The organism is Bacillus sp. FSL W8-1202, from assembly GCF_038006165.1.
GTDB lineage: Bacteria > Bacillota > Bacilli > Bacillales > Bacillaceae > Bacillus > Bacillus subtilis.
Genome location: NZ_JBBOUR010000001.1, coordinates 801,088 through 817,779 on the forward strand (window position 1 = coordinate 801,088; position 16,692 = coordinate 817,779).

At 45.8% G+C, this 16,692-nt stretch carries 19 protein-coding genes; 8 read left to right on the forward strand and 11 right to left on the reverse strand.

Annotated elements, in window-relative coordinates; genetic code table 11:
* Nucleotide 1: 1 nt before the first annotated feature.
* The 3 genes from NSQ09_RS04085 to slrC form a co-directional block, all read right to left on the reverse strand.
* The gene (locus tag NSQ09_RS04085; protein WP_041334557.1) at nucleotides 2–1,174 is read right to left on the reverse strand and encodes a galactokinase; all 1,173 of its coding nucleotides are present in this window, start codon (nucleotides 1,172–1,174) and stop codon (nucleotides 2–4) included.
* Between the two features lie 77 nt (nucleotides 1,175–1,251).
* Nucleotides 1,252–1,635 carry a GtrA family protein gene (locus tag NSQ09_RS04090; protein WP_003227398.1) on the reverse strand — a complete coding sequence of 128 codons (384 nt, stop codon included), beginning with the start codon at nucleotides 1,633–1,635 and terminating at the stop codon, nucleotides 1,252–1,254.
* A gap of 17 nt (nucleotides 1,636–1,652) precedes the next feature.
* On the reverse strand, nucleotides 1,653–2,324 hold the full coding sequence (gene slrC / locus NSQ09_RS04095; RefSeq protein WP_341030586.1) for a transcriptional regulator SlrC: 672 nt from the start codon (nucleotides 2,322–2,324) through the stop codon (nucleotides 1,653–1,655).
* Between the two features lie 354 nt (nucleotides 2,325–2,678).
* Here slrC and slrA point away from each other — a divergent pair, with 354 nt between their 5' ends.
* From slrA to NSQ09_RS04110, 3 genes are all read left to right on the forward strand, one after another.
* A complete protein-coding gene (gene slrA / locus NSQ09_RS04100; RefSeq protein WP_014478351.1) occupies nucleotides 2,679–2,837 on the forward strand; it encodes a transcriptional regulator SlrA in 159 nt (52 codons plus the stop codon).
* A gap of 442 nt (nucleotides 2,838–3,279) precedes the next feature.
* Complete coding sequence (locus NSQ09_RS04105) at nucleotides 3,280–3,588, forward strand: DUF485 domain-containing protein (RefSeq protein ID WP_341030587.1); 309 nt, start codon at nucleotides 3,280–3,282, stop codon at nucleotides 3,586–3,588.
* The gene (locus tag NSQ09_RS04110) at nucleotides 3,585–5,126 is read left to right on the forward strand and encodes a solute symporter family protein (RefSeq protein WP_041334550.1); all 1,542 of its coding nucleotides are present in this window, start codon (nucleotides 3,585–3,587) and stop codon (nucleotides 5,124–5,126) included. The genes NSQ09_RS04105 and NSQ09_RS04110 overlap by 4 nt, the downstream gene beginning before the upstream one ends.
* 12 nt (nucleotides 5,127–5,138) lie before the next feature.
* Here the strand turns inward: NSQ09_RS04110 and NSQ09_RS04115 are convergent, their stop codons facing one another.
* From NSQ09_RS04115 to cidR, 7 genes are all read right to left on the reverse strand, one after another.
* Nucleotides 5,139–5,759 (reverse strand): DsbA family oxidoreductase, encoded by a 621-nt coding sequence (locus tag NSQ09_RS04115; RefSeq protein ID WP_014478353.1) that lies wholly within the window; start codon nucleotides 5,757–5,759, stop codon nucleotides 5,139–5,141.
* A 90-nt stretch (nucleotides 5,760–5,849) separates the two neighbouring features.
* Nucleotides 5,850–7,100, reverse strand: a complete 1,251-nt coding sequence (gene efeB, locus NSQ09_RS04120) for an iron uptake transporter deferrochelatase/peroxidase subunit (RefSeq protein WP_341030588.1) — start codon at nucleotides 7,098–7,100, stop codon at nucleotides 5,850–5,852.
* An 18-nt stretch (nucleotides 7,101–7,118) separates the two neighbouring features.
* Nucleotides 7,119–8,276 (reverse strand): iron uptake system lipoprotein EfeM, encoded by a 1,158-nt coding sequence (gene efeM / locus NSQ09_RS04125; RefSeq protein WP_041334544.1) that lies wholly within the window; start codon nucleotides 8,274–8,276, stop codon nucleotides 7,119–7,121.
* Nucleotides 8,273–9,718: a ferrous ion permease EfeU gene (efeU, locus tag NSQ09_RS04130; protein WP_341032485.1), complete on the reverse strand. Its 1,446-nt coding sequence runs from the start codon at nucleotides 9,716–9,718 to the stop codon at nucleotides 8,273–8,275. The genes efeM and efeU overlap by 4 nt, the downstream gene beginning before the upstream one ends.
* A 156-nt stretch (nucleotides 9,719–9,874) precedes the next feature.
* Entirely contained in the window at nucleotides 9,875–10,543 is a 669-nt protein-coding gene (gene thiE, locus NSQ09_RS04135) for a thiamine phosphate synthase (protein ID WP_257986295.1), read from the reverse strand.
* Entirely contained in the window at nucleotides 10,540–11,358 is an 819-nt protein-coding gene (gene thiM, locus NSQ09_RS04140) for a hydroxyethylthiazole kinase (protein WP_341030589.1), read from the reverse strand. The genes thiE and thiM overlap by 4 nt, the downstream gene beginning before the upstream one ends.
* 7 nt (nucleotides 11,359–11,365) lie before the next feature.
* Entirely contained in the window at nucleotides 11,366–12,271 is a 906-nt protein-coding gene (gene cidR / locus NSQ09_RS04145; protein WP_003227377.1) for a cidABC operon transcriptional activator CidR, read from the reverse strand.
* A gap of 105 nt (nucleotides 12,272–12,376) precedes the next feature.
* Here cidR and NSQ09_RS04150 point away from each other — a divergent pair, with 105 nt between their 5' ends.
* The 4 genes from NSQ09_RS04150 to NSQ09_RS04165 all read left to right on the forward strand — a co-directional run bounded on the left by NSQ09_RS04150 (nucleotide 12,377) and on the right by NSQ09_RS04165 (nucleotide 14,959).
* Nucleotides 12,377–12,763 carry a CidA/LrgA family holin-like protein gene (locus tag NSQ09_RS04150; RefSeq protein ID WP_003227375.1) on the forward strand — a complete coding sequence of 129 codons (387 nt, stop codon included), beginning with the start codon at nucleotides 12,377–12,379 and terminating at the stop codon, nucleotides 12,761–12,763.
* Nucleotides 12,745–13,422 carry a CidB/LrgB family autolysis modulator gene (locus tag NSQ09_RS04155; RefSeq protein WP_341030590.1) on the forward strand — a complete coding sequence of 226 codons (678 nt, stop codon included), beginning with the start codon at nucleotides 12,745–12,747 and terminating at the stop codon, nucleotides 13,420–13,422. The genes NSQ09_RS04150 and NSQ09_RS04155 overlap by 19 nt, the downstream gene beginning before the upstream one ends.
* Before the next feature lie 103 nt (nucleotides 13,423–13,525).
* Complete coding sequence (locus NSQ09_RS04160; RefSeq protein WP_341030591.1) at nucleotides 13,526–14,728, forward strand: MFS transporter; 1,203 nt, start codon at nucleotides 13,526–13,528, stop codon at nucleotides 14,726–14,728.
* Nucleotides 14,729–14,761: 33 nt separating this feature from the next.
* Nucleotides 14,762–14,959, forward strand: coding sequence for a YwbE family protein (locus NSQ09_RS04165; RefSeq protein ID WP_014481283.1), 198 nt, complete (start codon nucleotides 14,762–14,764; stop codon nucleotides 14,957–14,959).
* 32 nt (nucleotides 14,960–14,991) lie between these two features.
* Here NSQ09_RS04165 and NSQ09_RS04170 read toward each other — a convergent pair whose 3' ends face one another.
* Nucleotides 14,992–16,179 carry a class I SAM-dependent rRNA methyltransferase gene (locus NSQ09_RS04170; protein ID WP_041351283.1) on the reverse strand — a complete coding sequence of 396 codons (1,188 nt, stop codon included), beginning with the start codon at nucleotides 16,177–16,179 and terminating at the stop codon, nucleotides 14,992–14,994.
* Nucleotides 16,180–16,299: 120 nt separating this feature from the next.
* On the opposite strand from NSQ09_RS04170, the gene glxA reads away from it, so the two are divergent.
* A complete protein-coding gene (glxA, locus tag NSQ09_RS04175) occupies nucleotides 16,300–16,680 on the forward strand; it encodes a glyoxalase GlxA (RefSeq protein ID WP_014481285.1) in 381 nt (126 codons plus the stop codon).
* Nucleotides 16,681–16,692: the final 12 nt, after the last annotated feature.

Sequence of the window (16,692 nt, forward strand, 5' to 3'; positions counted from 1 at the left end):
GTCACTCCCCCTTTAGTTCTCTCGCTCCCTCTCCGATATCCGCGACATAAAAGTCCGCTCGGAGCCCTGTTTTTTCTTGATATCTGTCTCCAACCTTCTGAATAAAATCATCAACGAACTCATCTTTTACAATGCTGATGGTGCATCCGCCAAAGCCTGCTCCCGTCATTCTTGATCCAATTACACCTTCGTGATCCCATGCCGCAAACACAAGCTCATCAAGTTCAGGGCATGTTACTTCATAGTCATCCTTCAATGAAAGGTGGGATTCCTTCATTAACTGCCCGATTTCATCTATATTGTTCTCTTTGAACATATGGGCCGTCTTGATAGCACGGTGATTTTCGTATACAGCGTGCTTTGCCCGGCGTCTGTTCGTTTCATTTTGGATCAGGCTGGAATGCGCATCGAAATCAGAAGGCTTGATGTCGCCCAGTGCTGTAATATCGAGGCCTTTTTTCAGATCAAGCAATGCATCATTGCATTCTTGGCGTCTCGTATTATAGCTTGAGTCAGCCAATGTTCTTTTTTTGTTCGTATTCGCGATGACCAGCGCGAGGCCTGAGACATTGAGTTTGCTATATTCATAGTCAAGCGTGTCACAGTTCAGCAGCATCGCATGATGTTTTTTCCCCATTCCAATTGCAAATTGGTCCATAATTCCGCAATTGACGCCGATAAAATGGTTTTCCGCATGCTGCGCCATTTTCACAAGCTCAAGCGCATCTACTTCAGGATGAAAATAGTTTTGGAGCACGACCCCCATCAGCAGTTCAATAGAAGCGGAAGACGACAGCCCCGCCCCGTTTGGAATATTCCCTGAAAATACAATGTCAAAGCCATGGGGAACTGCATATCCCCTCTGTTGAAATTCATAAATCACGCCTTTTGGGTAGTTCGCCCAGTCGTCTTCTTTTTGATAGCGAATGTCGTCAAGGCTGCATTCCTTGATGCCTGCGTTTCTAAAGTTATCTGAATACATCCGGACAAGCCCGTCGTTTCTTTCTGCAACAGCAGCATATGTACCCATTGTCAGCGCGCACGGAAATACATGCCCGCCGTTATAGTCTGTATGTTCTCCAATCAGATTCACTCTTCCAGGTGCGAAAAAAAACCGTAATCCCTCTTTTTCTCCGAATACACTTGCAAATATCCCCTTTAGCTCTTCCCGCATGTGCAATCACCTTTCTGGTTTTTTTTTATTCCCCTTATTTCTCCATAGAAAACGGCAGATCATATGCTGCAGTCCTCTCATACCCCTTCTTCTTTTGTTTTTTTAAAGACGAGCCATTTGCTCGCAACATAGTTGACGACAACAATGACCGCGTTGTCGAGTATTTTGGCCAAGGTTTCATTTGTATTGAACTGGCCGACAAGAATGATCATCATGCCTAAATCTATGCCGAGAGACAGGACCCGAACGCTGAAAAAAGCAGTGAGCTCTTTCAGCAGGCTCTGCAGATCATGTGTTTTTTGCTGAAACACATATAATTTATTTGTTATGTAAGCAAACAGCACGGACAAAATCCAAGCGGCGACAGTGGCGGCTTTGTAATCCACATTCATGATCTCTACCAATATATAAAAGCTGGCGATATTCACAATGGTTGTGAAAACCCCCATAATGATATACATAATTATTTCTCTATACTTCACTGATGTTCCTCGCTTTCTGAAAAACTTTTCAAAATTCTTGGCGTCTCGTGCTCTCTGTCTAAAGTAAAAAATACCGAGAGTGCGTCTAAAAAGCTGCGGAAGGTGGCTGGCTGGCCCAATACATATGATTGTTTAATGATTCCGTCGAGGACTGCACATATTATTTTAGCCGTATATTCCGTATCAATACAGGCGTCAATCAGCTTTCTCTCCTTCAGCCACTTAATATATAACACATTTTCTTCCACCCACAATACGTACAGCTGGACATAAGCCTTGCATTTCTTTAAGACTTTATATGTCGGCATGTTCATGGCAAACGAGGTGATGTCCCACGACGGCTTATTTATGTAATAGGAATAAAGCAGTTCTGCAGCGTGTTTTGCAGCCTCGTCCAATGTCAGCGATTTCACTGACTCCCGCTCCATTTGATCAAGATACCCTATAATGATCTTTTTTTTCATCTTACGTTTTTCTAGAAGATACAGCAGAAAATCGTCCTTGCTGACAAAATGAACATAAAATGCTCCTTTGCTGTACCCGGCGGCTCTGCTGATATCTTCTACAGAAACCGGATCATACGCTCGGTCAATCAACAAATTCACGCCAGCGTCTATAAAACTTTCAAATGTTGCTTCTCTTTTAATTTGAAATTTGTTTTTTTTCATATTTTTCTCCTGGCGGTAATGATTACCCTTATCTTACACCGGATCAATCTTTAGCGGTATTTATTTCTTTTAGCGGTTATGCTATTCGGTTTCCTAGGGGTCATTTTTAATAGGCTGAATGATTTATTTTCATTTACATACTATCCAGTCAGTATTTAATTGTTTATTATTATAAATAAGGTCCATTGGTTATATTAGTCATTTTTTTAGGGAATAGGTAGGTGGTTTTTCCTTCAGTTTGTGAACACCGAGCAACTATGTGTGAAATTTGTTGTACTCGCCTCATCATCGCGCTGGCTTGTCTTTTATTGCCCGCATGTTGCAGGAAAACATTTTATACAATTGGAGGTTACTATGAAAACTCATGTTAAAAAAGATTTGGACAAAGATTGGCATATGTTAATTCAAGAAGCTAGATCCATTGGATTAGGCATTCATGATGTGAGGCAGTTTTTAGAATCTGAGACAGCATCGAGAAAGAAAAACCACAAAAAAACCGTCCGGCAAGACTAGTCCGAACAGGCGGATCTATTTACCTCTGGCTTTTCTATCACCTGATCTGAGTTTTCACCATATCCTCTATTCAAAAGCAAATCGCTGCACTGAGCTTGAGGACAAACGGTGTGTCAGCTAACTACGACAGACAGCCGGTGATGCGATCACCTCTTGGCACATGCATTGTCATAAAGAGGTGATGCGAACATGATAACCGTGCTCTGGTAAACAGCAGCTTTGCTGAGAACAAGCTGCATTCGGTGAGGTTTTGAAAGCAAACTCGTTTATACACGGCCGAGCTTGAAAACCTTCGCCTGTCTTTAGACCACTGTGTTCACCTCTTCACGACTTCCTTCTTTTTTCATCCTCCAGATATTGTTCAACGCATAAATCGGACTTTCAGTACATACCTATTGGTGTACCTTTTTGCTTACGTTTAGCGAATAAAAGGAGGAAATCCATGTACAAAGCTGATTATAAACAGATTGCTGCAACGCCGTCTTTTCAAGCTTTTTTAAAGCAGAAACGCGCTTTTATTGTTCCTTCTGCGATTTTCTTTTTTGTTTTTTATTTTTCACTCCCTGTTTTGACATCTTATTTCACCTTTTTGAATGCACCGGCCATTGGAGCTGTTTCATGGGCTTGGCTGTTCGCCATCGCCCAATTCGCTATGACCTGGATACTGAGTACTGTGTATTCCCGGAGAGCCGCCCATTCCGATAAGTATGTAAGCGCTTTAAAAGAGGATCTGAAGGGTGAACAGACATGAATATGACTGCTTTTTTATTATTTTTGGCGATTGTTGGCCTGACGCTTATTATCACGTATTTTGCCGCGAAGCGGACGAAAACGACGAGTGAGTTTTATACGGCGGGCGGCGGGCTCACCGGCGTTCAGAATGGACTGGCAATTGCCGGTGACTACATGTCTGCCGCCTCGTTTCTCGGGATTGCCGGAATGATCGCGTTATATGGATTTGATAGCTTCTTTTACAGCATCGGTTTTCTGGTGGCTTATCTCGTTGTCTTGTACATCGTGGCGGAGCCGCTTCGGAATCTTGGAAAGTACACGATGGCAGACATGATTGCCGCTCGCTTTAAAGAAAAGAAAATCCGCGGTGTCGCGGCTCTCAATACCATTGCCATCTCTACTTTTTATATGATCGCCCAGCTCGTGGGGGCGGGCGCGCTGATCAAACTGCTTCTAGGGCTGGATTATACCGCGGCTGTCCTCATCGTCGGAGTGCTGATGACCATTTATGTCGTGTTTGGCGGCATGATCGCGACAAGCTGGGTTCAAATTATTAAAGCCGTTTTGCTGATGGCCGGCACACTCGTGATTTCGATTATCGTGTTTTCGAAATTCGGCTTTAGCCTTAATACCATGTTTGAACAGATGAAAACGGCTACTCCGCTTGGCGCTGATTTTATGAATCCCGGAAATAAATACAAGGTGCCGCTTGAGACCTTGTCGTTAAACTTGGCACTCGTGCTGGGAACCGCCGGGCTTCCGCATATATTGATCCGGTTTTATACCGTTAAGGATGCCAAGACGGCCCGTACATCCGTTGTGTCAGCGACATGGATTATCGGTGTGTTTTACATTATGACGGTGTTTCTCGGCTTTGGTGCCGCGGCATTTGTCGGTTTTGACGCGATTACAGCGGCTGATCAAGCGGGAAATATGGCGGCTCCGCTTTTAGCAAAAGCGCTCGGAGGAGACTTTCTGTTCGCGTTTGTATCAGCCATCGCCTTTGCCACCATTTTGGCTGTCGTGACAGGGTTGGTGCTGTCTGCCGCCTCAGCATTTGCCCATGATATTTACAGCCAGATCATCAGAAAGGGAGAAGCAACTGAAAAAGAACAAATGAAAGCGGCCAGATGGGCTTCTGTCGCCGTGTCAGTACTCTCGATACTCCTTGCGATTTTTGCACAATCCTTAAATGTGGCGTTCCTTGTTGCACTCGCGTTTGCGGTAGCCGCCAGCGCAAACCTTCCGCTGATTGTGTTTACAGTCTTCTGGAAACGATTCAATGCCTCAGGCGCTTTATGGGGCAGCCTGACAGGCCTGATCAGCGCGCTTGTGCTGGTATCGATGAGCCCTAGTGTGTGGGACCCGGCCGGAGGTGCTATTTTTACCGGTGATCCGCTCATTCCGCTGTCTAATCCAGGAATTATTTCCATCCCGCTCGGCTTTCTCGGCGCGTGGCTCGGAACGGTGCTGTCATCTGATAAAACAATTGATGAAGATACGTTTGCAGAAATTCAGGTGAAGGCGCATACTGGCGTCCATATGGAACAGGAGTAAAAAAAGCTCTCTTTATAGAGAGCTTTTTCCTTGTCTTTTCTTTTGTTCGTCAGAAATCGCTTTTTCAAATACATCCTTGCCGGCAGCACCTGGAATTACAGTGTCGCCAATAATAAAGGTTGGAACGGCTGTGATGTCAGCCTCTTCATAAGCGTGCTTCAAGGCTTGGCGCTGCACGTCCTGATATGTTCTTGTTTCCAGTGCTGATTTGAATGATGCACCGTCTAATCCCACTTCCTCGGCGAGCTTCGTCAAGATGTCAATATCGCCAATATTTTGGCCCTCCTGGAAAAACGCCTGAAAGACACGGGTGTTGTATTCATGTCCTTTATTGTATTCCTTCGCAAAATGGAAGCCTTCAAACGCGAGGTCTGTATACGGATGAGGCGAGACGTTTGGAAAATTGATCTCGACTCCTAATTTCTCCGCCATTGGCTGAATTGATGTCTGCCACATGTACTGTTTGGAAGGATCATTGACCGGATCAAGCTGAGGAGATGGGCTTGGGCGCAGTTCAAACGGCATCCACTCGACTTCAACATCCTTTCCTTTTATCGCTTCTTCAAAAGCGGCTTTTCCAACAAAACAAAATGGGCAGACGTAATCTGAATAAACTTTAATGTGTACTGTCATGATAATCTCCTTTCATACTAAATTGATTTTAAACTGTAACAATTAAAGTTACAACTGTTTTTTAAATAAAGAAGCCGATTTAGGCTTCTTTTATGATTCCAGCAAACGCTGGGCAATATATTCTCCTTTTTTACACCCGCATGGGCATGCATATAAAGCAGAACCGATTGTTTGTGTATATTCGTTTAACGCATCCTTTGCTGAAAGAGCCTTCAGCATCGGGATAAACTGGTTGTCGGGATTTTTTTGAAAACTGATAAACAGGAGACCTGCATCCATATAGCCGGTTTTCGGATCAAGTCCTTCTGTGTAAGAGAAAGCTCTTCGCAAAATTTGTTTTCCCGTAGATTTCGCTAGACTGACGTGTGAATTAGACGGAATTTGATTCAGCTTCACGGGATCTGTTTCCTTTTTCTGTCCGAAAGGCGCCCCTGAGCTTTTTCTGCGGCCGAAGGTATCCTCTTGGTCCTTGAGGGAAGAGCGGTCCCATATCTCAAGGAACATTTTGATTTTCCGGAAAGCCATATAGGTGCCGCCCGTCATCCAGTCAGGCTCACCGGACTGAACCCACACGATCGAGTTCATCAAGCTGTCATCCTCCGTGCTCTGGTTGCCTGTTCCATCTTTAAACCCGAAGAGATTGCGCGGTGTTTCGCCATTTTTTCCTCCGCTTAAAAAGCCTTTGTTCACAAAGCGGACCTCACAAGTGCCGACCGCTTGATTTAGCAGGTTACGCAGCGCGTGAAACGCCACTTGCTCGTCGTCTGCACATACTTGAATGCAGATGTCCCCTCCTCCCTGCTTTTCATCCAGGTTGTCATTGGGCATCGCTGGAAGAGCGGCTAGGTGCTTCGGCTTTTTGCTTTTCAGCCCGAAGCGGTCCTTTCCGTCTTTTTCAAAAAAGCCAGGCCCGAATCCGAATGTGACCGTTAAGTTGGAAGGGGATAAATCAGCAGACTCACCTGTATCCTGCGGCGGCAGATACTGATTTCTCTGCTCCGCTGACATTTTCTTGCCAGATGTCAGCATCTGTGTGAGACTTGTCCAGTTTCTAAATAACGTAATGATGTCGCTTTTGTCTTTTGCTGTTACATCCAGTGCAGCAAAATAGACATACGTCTGATGGGCAGTTGTGATTCCGGCCTGATGCTTTCCGTAAAACGGAACAATCTGCTCCTCCTCTTTTTCATCCTTTTTCGATGGCTTAGCCGCGGTCTGCACAAGCCGAGCGAGTCCGCCGAGTCCGCTGGCACCGATCGCAACGGCTGCCCCCGCCATTGCCCCCCATTTTAAAATGTCCCGTCTGTGAATTTGTTCTGACTTTTTTTGTTCATCGCTCATGCTGTTACAAAACTCCTTTTATAGCACATTCGCAATCTTCGACATGGTTTCAGAAAGAGTCGTCAGCTTTGTGCTCAGCTCTCTGATTTGCTTTTCACTTAATTTATCATAAGACGTATAGGACTGATCATTTGTTTTGTATTTTGCCATTAAAACTTCAAATTCGCTGAACTCCGTATCCAGTTTTTCCGTCAAGTCGGTGTGATCTTTTACAAGCGCGCTTTTCACTGTTTGATAAACGGCTTCGGAGCCTTCCACATTTGCCATAAGGTCAACTAAATCAATTCGTGAGTAGCGCTCTTCTTCTCCCGTGATTTTCGAAATTCCGGCTTCGTTCAGAAGCTCCATCGCGCCTGCAACAATTTGTTCAGGTGTTAATTTCAGTGATTGAACTGAACCGTCAAGCTCTTTTACATCCTTGAGAAGCTGGTCAGCTGTTGCCTTTTCCCCGGAAATATCTTGATCCTTCCAAATGGCCTTCTCAAGCTTATGGAAGCCTGTCCATTTGTCTCCTTCTTCAACATCGTTTTCTCGTGCATCAATTTTCGGGTCAAGATCTCCAAGGCTTTCAGCGATCGGTTCGATACGCTCGTAATAAACACGCGCTTTCGCATATAACGTTTTAGATTTTTCGATATCACCGGATTTCACAGCACTCGTAAATGCTTCAGTCGCTTTGACAAGCTGGCCACTCTGCTTTTTGACATAGCCTTTATACTCATCTGCTGCTTTTGCCAGCTGATCGCTAGCCTTTTTGCCGCTCTTCTTCGCTTCTGTCAGGTCTTCTAAGGACGCTTTCAATGACTCGGATTCTGTCTTGATTTTTGCTGTATCCGGTTTGTCTTTTTGCGCTTCTGTGTAGATTGGCTGAAGATGTTTTTCGATTTCTGTATATTCGAATGGATAGTCGCTGCGAATGTCGTTTTCAAAGGAAAGCCAGTAGCTGTTTAACTCTTTCCCCTTCTTTTCAATCTCTTTTTGGTCTCCTTTTTCCGCTGAGTCATTCAGCTTGGAAATGATGGTTTCCATTTTATTTACGGATGCGGTGATTTCTTTAGTGACCCCGCTTTTTTCAGATGAAGCTTTTTCTTTAGTTGAAGATGTGTCGTTGGCTCCGCAGCCTGCGCACAGCGCAAGGATGCATCCGGCTGATACAGCGATTTTTGTGAAATTCATTTTGTCAGTTCCTTTCCGTTTGTAAAATGTTTTGCCGCTTCTGAAACAAGCGCAATCAGTAAAAAGAGGAAAATCAACATTTGCGGAATCGTGCTGTACACAGACGGATAAATTCCCAGCACCGATACAGACGGCAGCCAGCTTTCTGCATCAGACGGAAGAATGCCCGCCAGTTGAAGGCTGTGAACGCCGGTTCCGAGAAATTTCACGCACATATACAGGACAACCGCCATTGATAGAAGAAAAAACGGCTTCAATGGAATGCGCATTCCGAGCTTGATCATCAGAACACCGACGATGACGAGAATGATAAGCCCTGCGGCAGTTCCGCCGATCAGTTCAGTGAGCGGGAGCTTCCCGACAAGCCCGATGAAAAAGATGACCGTTTCGAGACCTTCTCTTACAACTGCCAGAAATGCAATGAGCGCAAAGGAAAGCAGGCTTCGTTTTTTTAGTGCCTGTGACTTCTGGATATTGATTTTTTCTCTCCATTTATCCATTGAGGCATTTCTGTGCAGCCACACCCCGACATACAAAAGCATGACAGCGGACAGTACGCCGGTAACGCCGCCAAGCAAGAAATTGTTTTCTCCGAATACACTGGAGGAGAACAGAACCGTGACACCGATGCCGGCTGCTAAGGAAACAGCCATGCCGGCGGACGCCCCGCCCCAGATCCATGTCGAGGAACGCGTAACCCGCGCTTTTTTTGTCATGGTTAATAGCGCTCCGATGACAAGGAGGGCCTCCATTCCTTCACGAATCGGGATCAGCGCCGCATCCCACCAGCTGTAGCTGCTTGAAGCGATCGGCTCGAGCAATTGAATCATTTCGTCAATTTGCTTTGATACCTTTTCAGGATGGCTGCCGATCTCCGCCTTCATCAGCGCCAGATTTTCCTCCGATGTCGTATAGGCTTCTTTCGATTGGGACACGACATCTCCCTCAACAGCGAGCCAGGATGTAACTAAATTGTCGATTGCGGATGACGCTTCATCCAATTGTTTTTTTTCTATGAACTGTTTTGTGTCTTTCAAGCTTTGTATATAGGCTGTTAAGGACGCCCTTGATTGACCTGAGGATGTCTTTTTCAGCACGACAGCCTGCTGGTATGTTTCTAAATGAGATGAAAGCTCTTCAAGCTGTGATTTGAGCTTGCCTGCGTCTTGATTGATAAAAGAAAGAGAAATCATCGCGATATTCGCGTCCATTTCACTGTGAGAAGAAAGGTTTTCTTTCTTAATAGAAGGTTCTTCTTTTTTCCACTTCGCTTTGAAGGTTTCAAACGTTTGTTGTGCCGAGTCTATATCTCCGTCTTGTACGGATTTGATCATTTGCTTGTTTAATTGAATTAATGCAGCGATCGGATCATCTTCCGCATGTGCCGCAAAACCGAAAACCATCAACAAGCTAAATAAAATAAGCGCCAGCCCCCGAGTCATCATGCTCCTCCTATAATTGAAAATGATTATCATTATATAACATAATCATAGCCAGTTCCTGTTCTTTGTCAATTAAAATTTGAAGGTCTGAAAACCTTGATGGAAAGCAAAAAAGCTGTCCTTTTACAGAACAGCCTTTTGAAGGAAGATGAACGATTATCTTTCTGTTTTATATGTTTGAATTTCCTCACGAAACTTGCGTGCAGCACTCTCAGGATCCTCCGCCTGACTGATGGCGCTGATCATACTGACACCATCGGCCCCCGCTTGGATAACAGGTGCGGCATTATCTATTGTGATGCCGCCGATGCCGACAATTGGAATGCTGATGCCTTGACGGCGCACTGCTTCGATAAGAGATACACCCTGTACCGCGCTCGTATCCTTTTTCGTTTCAGTCGGATAGATCGGCCCAAGCCCGACATAATCCGCTCCGTCTTCTTCGGCTTGCTTCACCTCAGACATCGTATGAGCGGAAACGCCGAGATTCATATCACCTATGGCAGCTCTTACCTCTTTCGCATTTGCGTCTTCCTGGCCGATGTGGATACCGTCAGCTTTCAGCTTCAGAGCCAATTCCACATCATCATTGACAATGAACGGAACACCAGCTTCACGGCAGGCTGCCTGCGCTTTTTCAGCAAATTCAATCCGAGCCTCTCCTGTCAGCGCATCCCCGCCTTTTTCGCGGAACTGGTACAGGGTGGCACCGCCTTTTAACGCTTTTTGTACAACTGTAACAGGATCGGCTTTCGTATTGTTTGACCCCATAATGAAGTAAACAGATAATAACTCTTTCATCATTTCCCGAGAAATACGAGTCATGAGACAGTCACCCTTTCTATAGTCGCCCATTCTTGGACGTCTTGTTCAGTAACAGTTGAAAGCTTGTTCAGCAATTCAATCTGAAAGCTTCCAGGGCCTTGGTCAGCCGTCTGCTGTGCGGCAAGCTGAGCGGCGACCCCATACGAAGTAATGGCCGCAATAGCAGCAAACAATGGATTTTCTTCCACAGCGCAAAACGCACCGACGACGGAAGTCAGCAGGCAACCGGCGCCTGTCACTTTTGTCAGCAGCTTGTGGCCGTTATGAAGGGTATATACATTTGATGTATCGGCAATGACATCGACTTCACCAGTAATCGCAATGACCGTGTTTAGCTTTTGTGCCGCCTGCTGAGCCAGCCGGATGATGTCGCCTCCGCCTTCACCTGCATCAACACCTTTGATCAGCCAATCCGTCACACCGACGGTATGGGCAATTTCCGCCGCATTTCCTCTGATTGCAGCAAGGCGAACCTCACGAATGATGTCACGTGCCGATTCAGTTCGGAACGGTGTTGCTCCGGCACCGACAGGATCAAGAATGACGGGAACGCCATGTTCATTAGCTGATTTTCCCGCGATGATCATCGCTTCGACTGACTCCTTGCTCAGCGTTCCGATATTTAAAACGAGTGCACCCGCAATTTTCGCCATATCGGCGACCTCTTCTTTTGCGTACGCCATAACGGGCGATGCGCCGAGCGCGAGCAGGCCGTTTGCTGTGAAATTCGTTACGACATTGTTGGTTATGCTATGCACCAGTGGGCTATGCCGGCGGACAGCCGTAAGACATTTTGCTGCTGATTGTGCATCCATGTTTGCATCATCCTTTACTATCTTTTTTCGGGTCCCATAAATACGATTTCGTATGTTCGAGCCAAGCTCTGGCCGCAAACGACAAGTACCGGTCCTTTCTCCAAATAATGGCGAGGTGCCAAGGGATGACCGGATCGACAAGCGGAATGACTTTCACTTTTTCCGGGTCAAGGCCGCGGCAGATCCGTTCCGGCAAAAGCCCGATCCCAAGGTTTGCTGATACCATCTCACTGATAAAATCCCATTGTGATGTTTCATAAATGATATGGGGCCGGAACCCAGCCTTGATACATTCCGTCATAATTCGGTTGTGCAGGACAAAATCCTCCCTGAAGAAAATAAAAGGCTCGTCCTTCAACTCACGCAGCTGACATTCTTTCTCATCAGCCAGCCGGTGGGAAGGGTGAACGACAAGCATTAAGGTTTCTTTTACGATTGTAAACGAATGAAAGATATCTTCGTTTGCGGGAAGGACCACAACGCCGATATCAAGAGAGCCGTCCCCGACACCTTCTTGGACTTTTATAGAACCGTCTTCGACTAGCTGAAAGGTGACATTCGGATAGTTTTCACGGAAATCGCCGAGCACTCTCGGGAAAAACCCCGATCCGATCATCGGCGGCAGTCCAATCCGTACGTGCCCTTTCTTGACTTCCATAATATCATTTAATTCTGACGTCAGGTTTTGAAATGATTTAATGATTTCCTGCGCCTGCACATACATGCTATGACCGGCATCAGTCAGTTCCACCTGCCTGCCGTTTCGGTAAAACAGTTCAATTCCGAGCTCTTCTTCTAAATTTTTGATCATTTTTGATATCGTCGGCTGAGAAACATAAAGGGATTGGGAAGCCTTCGTAAAACTTTTTAAACGGGCGACTTCCAAGAAATATGTTAAATGGCGGATATCCATGTGCTTCACCCTTTCTATAGACAAAAGGAATACTTCTTATTCTTAATATATATTTTACCTATAGCGAGACCTTATGTACAATAAGTATATAAGGGAGGCATCAAAATGAAAAAACTGTTGCTAACCGTTATTCAAATCGCTCTGTTATTTATATTTGCTCGGCTGATTAATTGGGTGACAGCCCTTCTTCATATAAATATTCCCGGCAGTATAATAGGGATTGTGATTCTTTTCACATTATTGCACTTTAACATTATCAAGCTTGAATGGATAGAGCTTGGTGCAGCGTGGCTTCTCGGGGAGCTGCTTTTATTTTTTATCCCGTCTGCCGTCGGAGTGATTGAATACGGAGACATTATGTCGAAATTTGGTGTCAGCATTCTGCTTGTTGTCATCATCAGCACGTTTGTCGTGATGGTGTCTACAGGAACGCTTACACAACTCATTGCAAAGAGAAAGGAGAAAAAGCATACGTGTTCATCGGAATTGTAAGTTTGTTTTTAACGGTTTTGGTGTATTTAGGAGCAAAAAAGGTATATCAACGCTTTCCGCGTGTTTATACGTCTCCGCTATTGGTGACGCCCGCCGTGTTAGTCGGTCTGCTGCTGCTGGTGAATGTCCCGTACGAGTCCTATAATCTCGGCGGCGGATTGCTGACCGATATGCTACAGCCGGCCACCGTGACATTCGCGATCCCGCTATATAAATATTTCCCTGTTTTAAAGAAATACGCAGTGGAAATTATTTTGAATGTGGCCGTCGGTTCATGCATCGCGATTATTTCTACCGCTCTTATTGCGAAATGGCTTCACCTCGGCACCGGCTTAATTGACAGCCTCGTCCCGAGATCAGTGACAACGCCGATCGCGATGAACGTATCTGAAATGATCGGCGGAATGCCTGCCGTCACAGCCGTGTTTGTGATTTTAACCGCTTTGCTCGGCACAGTGATCGGTCCGATGGTCATCCGTTATTTCCGCATTGATAACGAAATCGCGCGGGGCGTGCTGCTCGGCACAAGCGCGCACGGAGCGGGAACGTCAAAGGCATTTGAGCTTAGCTCTGTGTCCGGCACGATTTCCAGCGTATCGATGATCTTAGCTGCGATTATGACGCTTTGCGCGGCGCCGTTTTTGCTTTCATTTATGTAAAAAACTGTCCTCTCGAGGGCAGTTTTTTTATGTGCTTCCCCTTATTGAAAAGCTGGCGAATTCCAATATAATGTATTTTGCGGATACCAAAGGAGGCACCCTGATGCACAACTTGCAGGTGAGGCGGTATTACGCCGCGTTAAAAGGATTTTATTTGTTTGCTTTTCTCGGTACGGGCAGCATGATTCCCTTACTCAGTATGTATTTAACGAAGGAACAGCATTTAAGCGGATCACAGGTCGGCTTGATCATGTCGCTGGGCCCGATTGTGATGATTTTCTTTCAGCCGTTTTGGGGCATGCTGAGCGACTATACGCAAAAAACGAAAGGCCTGCTGGCGGTTTGCACATCAATCACAGGCATCATTGGATTAGCCTATATTGCGTTTGACGGTTTCCCTCTGTTTATTTTGATTGCGGCCTGTTTTGCAGCCTTTCAAAGCACGATTATTCCACTTTCGGACAGCATTTCACTAAGGTACACACAAGAAACAAACGGCAACTACGGCGGAATCCGCCTGTTTGGTTCTCTCGGCTTCGGCGTCGCGGTGTTTGCCATGGGACAGGTGACGAACCAGCTGTACCCCATTCACGTGATCTTTATCTTTGGCTGTGCCTTTCTGTGCATTGCCGCCATATTGGCTTCTCAAATGCCGGGCCAGCAGAAAACGAAAACAAAGGTCAATATCCGCAAAGGATTCCGGGAGCTTATCAGCAACAAAACCTTCCTCATCTTTATGATCATCACCTTTACGACATTTGCTCCAAACTTAGCGAACAATACGTATTTCAGTCTTTTTCTGGACAAAAGCGGCGCGTCTCTTTCCGCTATCGGCATTTTATTTTTCATCGGCGTGATTTCAGAAATACCATTTATGCGGTTTGCCCAAACATTTATAGATAAAATGGGGCTGCTCAACGTCATTATGCTGTCAGGCGGAGTCTCATTATTCAGGTGGGCGCTCTATTTCACGGCGCCTTCACTATGGATCATATATGTGACGGTCTTTCTTCAGGGAGTGGCCATCGGTTTATTTATCCCGGCGGCGCTTCAATATGTGAAAAAGATTACCCCAAGACACGTTGAAGCGACGGCGCTGACCATGTACGCCGCCATCGGCAACGGGTTCGGCAACTGGTTCTGCACATTTGCAGGCGGGTACATTTTTGACTACGTGTCGATTTTCGCAGTCTACTTGCTTTTTGGCATTCTGAGCATAGCAGGCTTTTGCCTGACATTATATTTAATGAAGGCTGAAAAAAACAAACATACACTTCATCAGCCGGCTGTTACTTTTAAACCATAATGACTATAATGAACAAAAGAAAGGATGTGCGTTATGAACGGGCAAGAGCGAAACAGCATTTCGAAAGGGTTGCAGGTGGATATTGTATTGAAAGAGGATCAAAAAACAGGAAAACTGACACGAGGGACAGTGAAGGATATTTTGACGAAATCAAGCTTTCATCCGCACGGCATTAAAGTCCGGCTTGAAGATGGCCGCATCGGCCGCGTCCAGCAGATCATTTCTACATAAAAAAGCTGCCCCCGAAAAGGGCAGCTTTTTCATTATTTTTTCTGCAGAAGGACCACTTTCAAGTAGTTGCCTTCCGGAAATGCCGAAATCGTTTTGAAATCCTCCGGCAGCGTAAATTCCTCAATGATGGTGTAGCGTTCGTTTGTTTCTTTAAATGCGGCATCGATAAAGCCTTTGAATTTCTTCATGCCAAATGCGCTGCTGTTTGTAGAGGCAACAATGACACCCTTGTCAGCAGTGATGGCGATCGTTTCCTTCAGCAGGTTTTTATAATCCTTGGCCGCGCTGAAGGTGCGTTTTTTTGTGCGCGCAAAGGAAGGCGGATCGAGAATAATCAGATCAAAGCGCAAATCCTTTTTTGCAGCATATGAAAAATAGTTAAAAACGTCCATCACTTTAATGTCGTGCGCTTCGTAATCCAGCTTGTTCACGCTGAATTGCTCGATCGTTTTGGCAAGGCTTCGGTTTGCCACGTCGACGCTTGTTGTTTTCTCCGCTCCGCCAAGCGCCGCCGCCACGGAGAATGCACCCGTATAAGAAAATGTATTTAAAACGGTTTTCCCTTTTGCATAGCGGTCTCTGATCGCCTTGCGCACATGTCTCTGATCCAAAAAGATGCCCGTCATGGCGCCTTCATTCAAATCCACCGCGTATTGAATGCCATTCTCCTGGATGATGATCGGGAACTCGCCTCTTTTCCCTTTCACGAAGTCATCATCTTCAACGTATTGTCCAGCTGTGTCGAAGCGTTTTTTCTCGTAAATCGCTTTATAATCAAGATCCATCTCATCCAAAGCGGAAATCAGCATGTCTTTAAAGGTGTAAACCCCCTTGCTGTACCATTGAATCAGCAGGTAGCCGTCATAATAGTCGATGGTGACGCCGCCGACACCGTCGCCCTCACCGTTGAACAGGCGGAAAGCTGTTGTATCTTGAGCCTCAAATAGTTTGGCGCGCGCTTGGGCCGCTTTTGTTAATTTGGTGAGAAAAAATGCCTGGTCAACCTGTTCATGTTTATTGCGGGTAAGCGTCCAGCCGACCCCTTTGTTTTGCAGGCCATAATAGCCCCGCGCGAGAAACTCGCCGCTCTCAGATACGATGTCAACGAGGTCTCCTTCTTTCATGTGCCCCGCACTCCCTGCGAGAGCTTCTTTTTCAATAAGGGGATAGCCTTTTTTGATTTTGGCAGCGTGTGCTTTTTTTAGGGTGAGTAGCTTCATATATGTCGTCCTCTTTCCGTTTGCTTTCTCTTATCGTACCACAAAACGCCAAGATGTCTGCATTGACAGAAAGGAAAGGTTTTTCTACGATAGACAAAAAGAGTTACGAGGAGGAGCAGCATGGCAAAACGAATTGACCATACAGGCATCATGGTAAGAGATATTAACGCGTCCATCACATTTTATGAAGAGGTACTCGGCATGAAATTGAAGGATCGCATCACACACACGAACGGTGTAATCGAGCTTGCATTTCTTGGCTTTGAAGACGGACCGGAAACAGAAATTGAACTGATTCAAGGCTACAGCAGCGAGCTTCCCGCTGAAGGAAAAGTGCACCACATTGCCCTGCTGACTGATGACATCGCGGCTGAATATACAAAAGCGAAAAAAATGAACGCAAAATTTATCGACGAGGAGATCACAACACTTCCAAACGGATACCGTTATTTCTATATCGAAGGCCCTGACGGTGAGTGGATTGAGTTCTTTCAGCGGTAATAAAAAAGCAGC

Coding starts and splice junctions, on each gene's coding strand:
- NSQ09_RS04105 (WP_341030587.1), top strand. CDS start 3,280: ATGTACAAAGCTGATTATAAACAGATTGCTGCAACGCCGTCTTTTCAA.
- efeU (WP_341032485.1), bottom strand. CDS start 9,718: ATGACTCGGGGGCTGGCGCTTATTTTATTTAGCTTGTTGATGGTTTTC.
- NSQ09_RS04170 (WP_041351283.1), bottom strand. CDS start 16,179: ATGAAGCTACTCACCCTAAAAAAAGCACACGCTGCCAAAATCAAAAAA.
- efeM (WP_041334544.1), bottom strand. CDS start 8,276: ATGAATTTCACAAAAATCGCTGTATCAGCCGGATGCATCCTTGCGCTG.
- NSQ09_RS04115 (WP_014478353.1), bottom strand. CDS start 5,759: ATGACAGTACACATTAAAGTTTATTCAGATTACGTCTGCCCATTTTGT.
- efeB (WP_341030588.1), bottom strand. CDS start 7,100: ATGAGCGATGAACAAAAAAAGTCAGAACAAATTCACAGACGGGACATT.
- thiE (WP_257986295.1), bottom strand. CDS start 10,543: ATGACTCGTATTTCTCGGGAAATGATGAAAGAGTTATTATCTGTTTAC.
- NSQ09_RS04110 (WP_041334550.1), top strand. CDS start 3,585: ATGAATATGACTGCTTTTTTATTATTTTTGGCGATTGTTGGCCTGACG.
- NSQ09_RS04085 (WP_041334557.1), bottom strand. CDS start 1,174: ATGCGGGAAGAGCTAAAGGGGATATTTGCAAGTGTATTCGGAGAAAAA.
- cidR (WP_003227377.1), bottom strand. CDS start 12,271: ATGGATATCCGCCATTTAACATATTTCTTGGAAGTCGCCCGTTTAAAA.
- slrC (WP_341030586.1), bottom strand. CDS start 2,324: ATGAAAAAAAACAAATTTCAAATTAAAAGAGAAGCAACATTTGAAAGT.
- NSQ09_RS04150 (WP_003227375.1), top strand. CDS start 12,377: ATGAAAAAACTGTTGCTAACCGTTATTCAAATCGCTCTGTTATTTATA.
- NSQ09_RS04165 (WP_014481283.1), top strand. CDS start 14,762: ATGAACGGGCAAGAGCGAAACAGCATTTCGAAAGGGTTGCAGGTGGAT.
- NSQ09_RS04160 (WP_341030591.1), top strand. CDS start 13,526: ATGCACAACTTGCAGGTGAGGCGGTATTACGCCGCGTTAAAAGGATTT.
- NSQ09_RS04090 (WP_003227398.1), bottom strand. CDS start 1,635: ATGTATATCATTATGGGGGTTTTCACAACCATTGTGAATATCGCCAGC.
- glxA (WP_014481285.1), top strand. CDS start 16,300: ATGGCAAAACGAATTGACCATACAGGCATCATGGTAAGAGATATTAAC.
- slrA (WP_014478351.1), top strand. CDS start 2,679: ATGAAAACTCATGTTAAAAAAGATTTGGACAAAGATTGGCATATGTTA.
- thiM (WP_341030589.1), bottom strand. CDS start 11,358: ATGGATGCACAATCAGCAGCAAAATGTCTTACGGCTGTCCGCCGGCAT.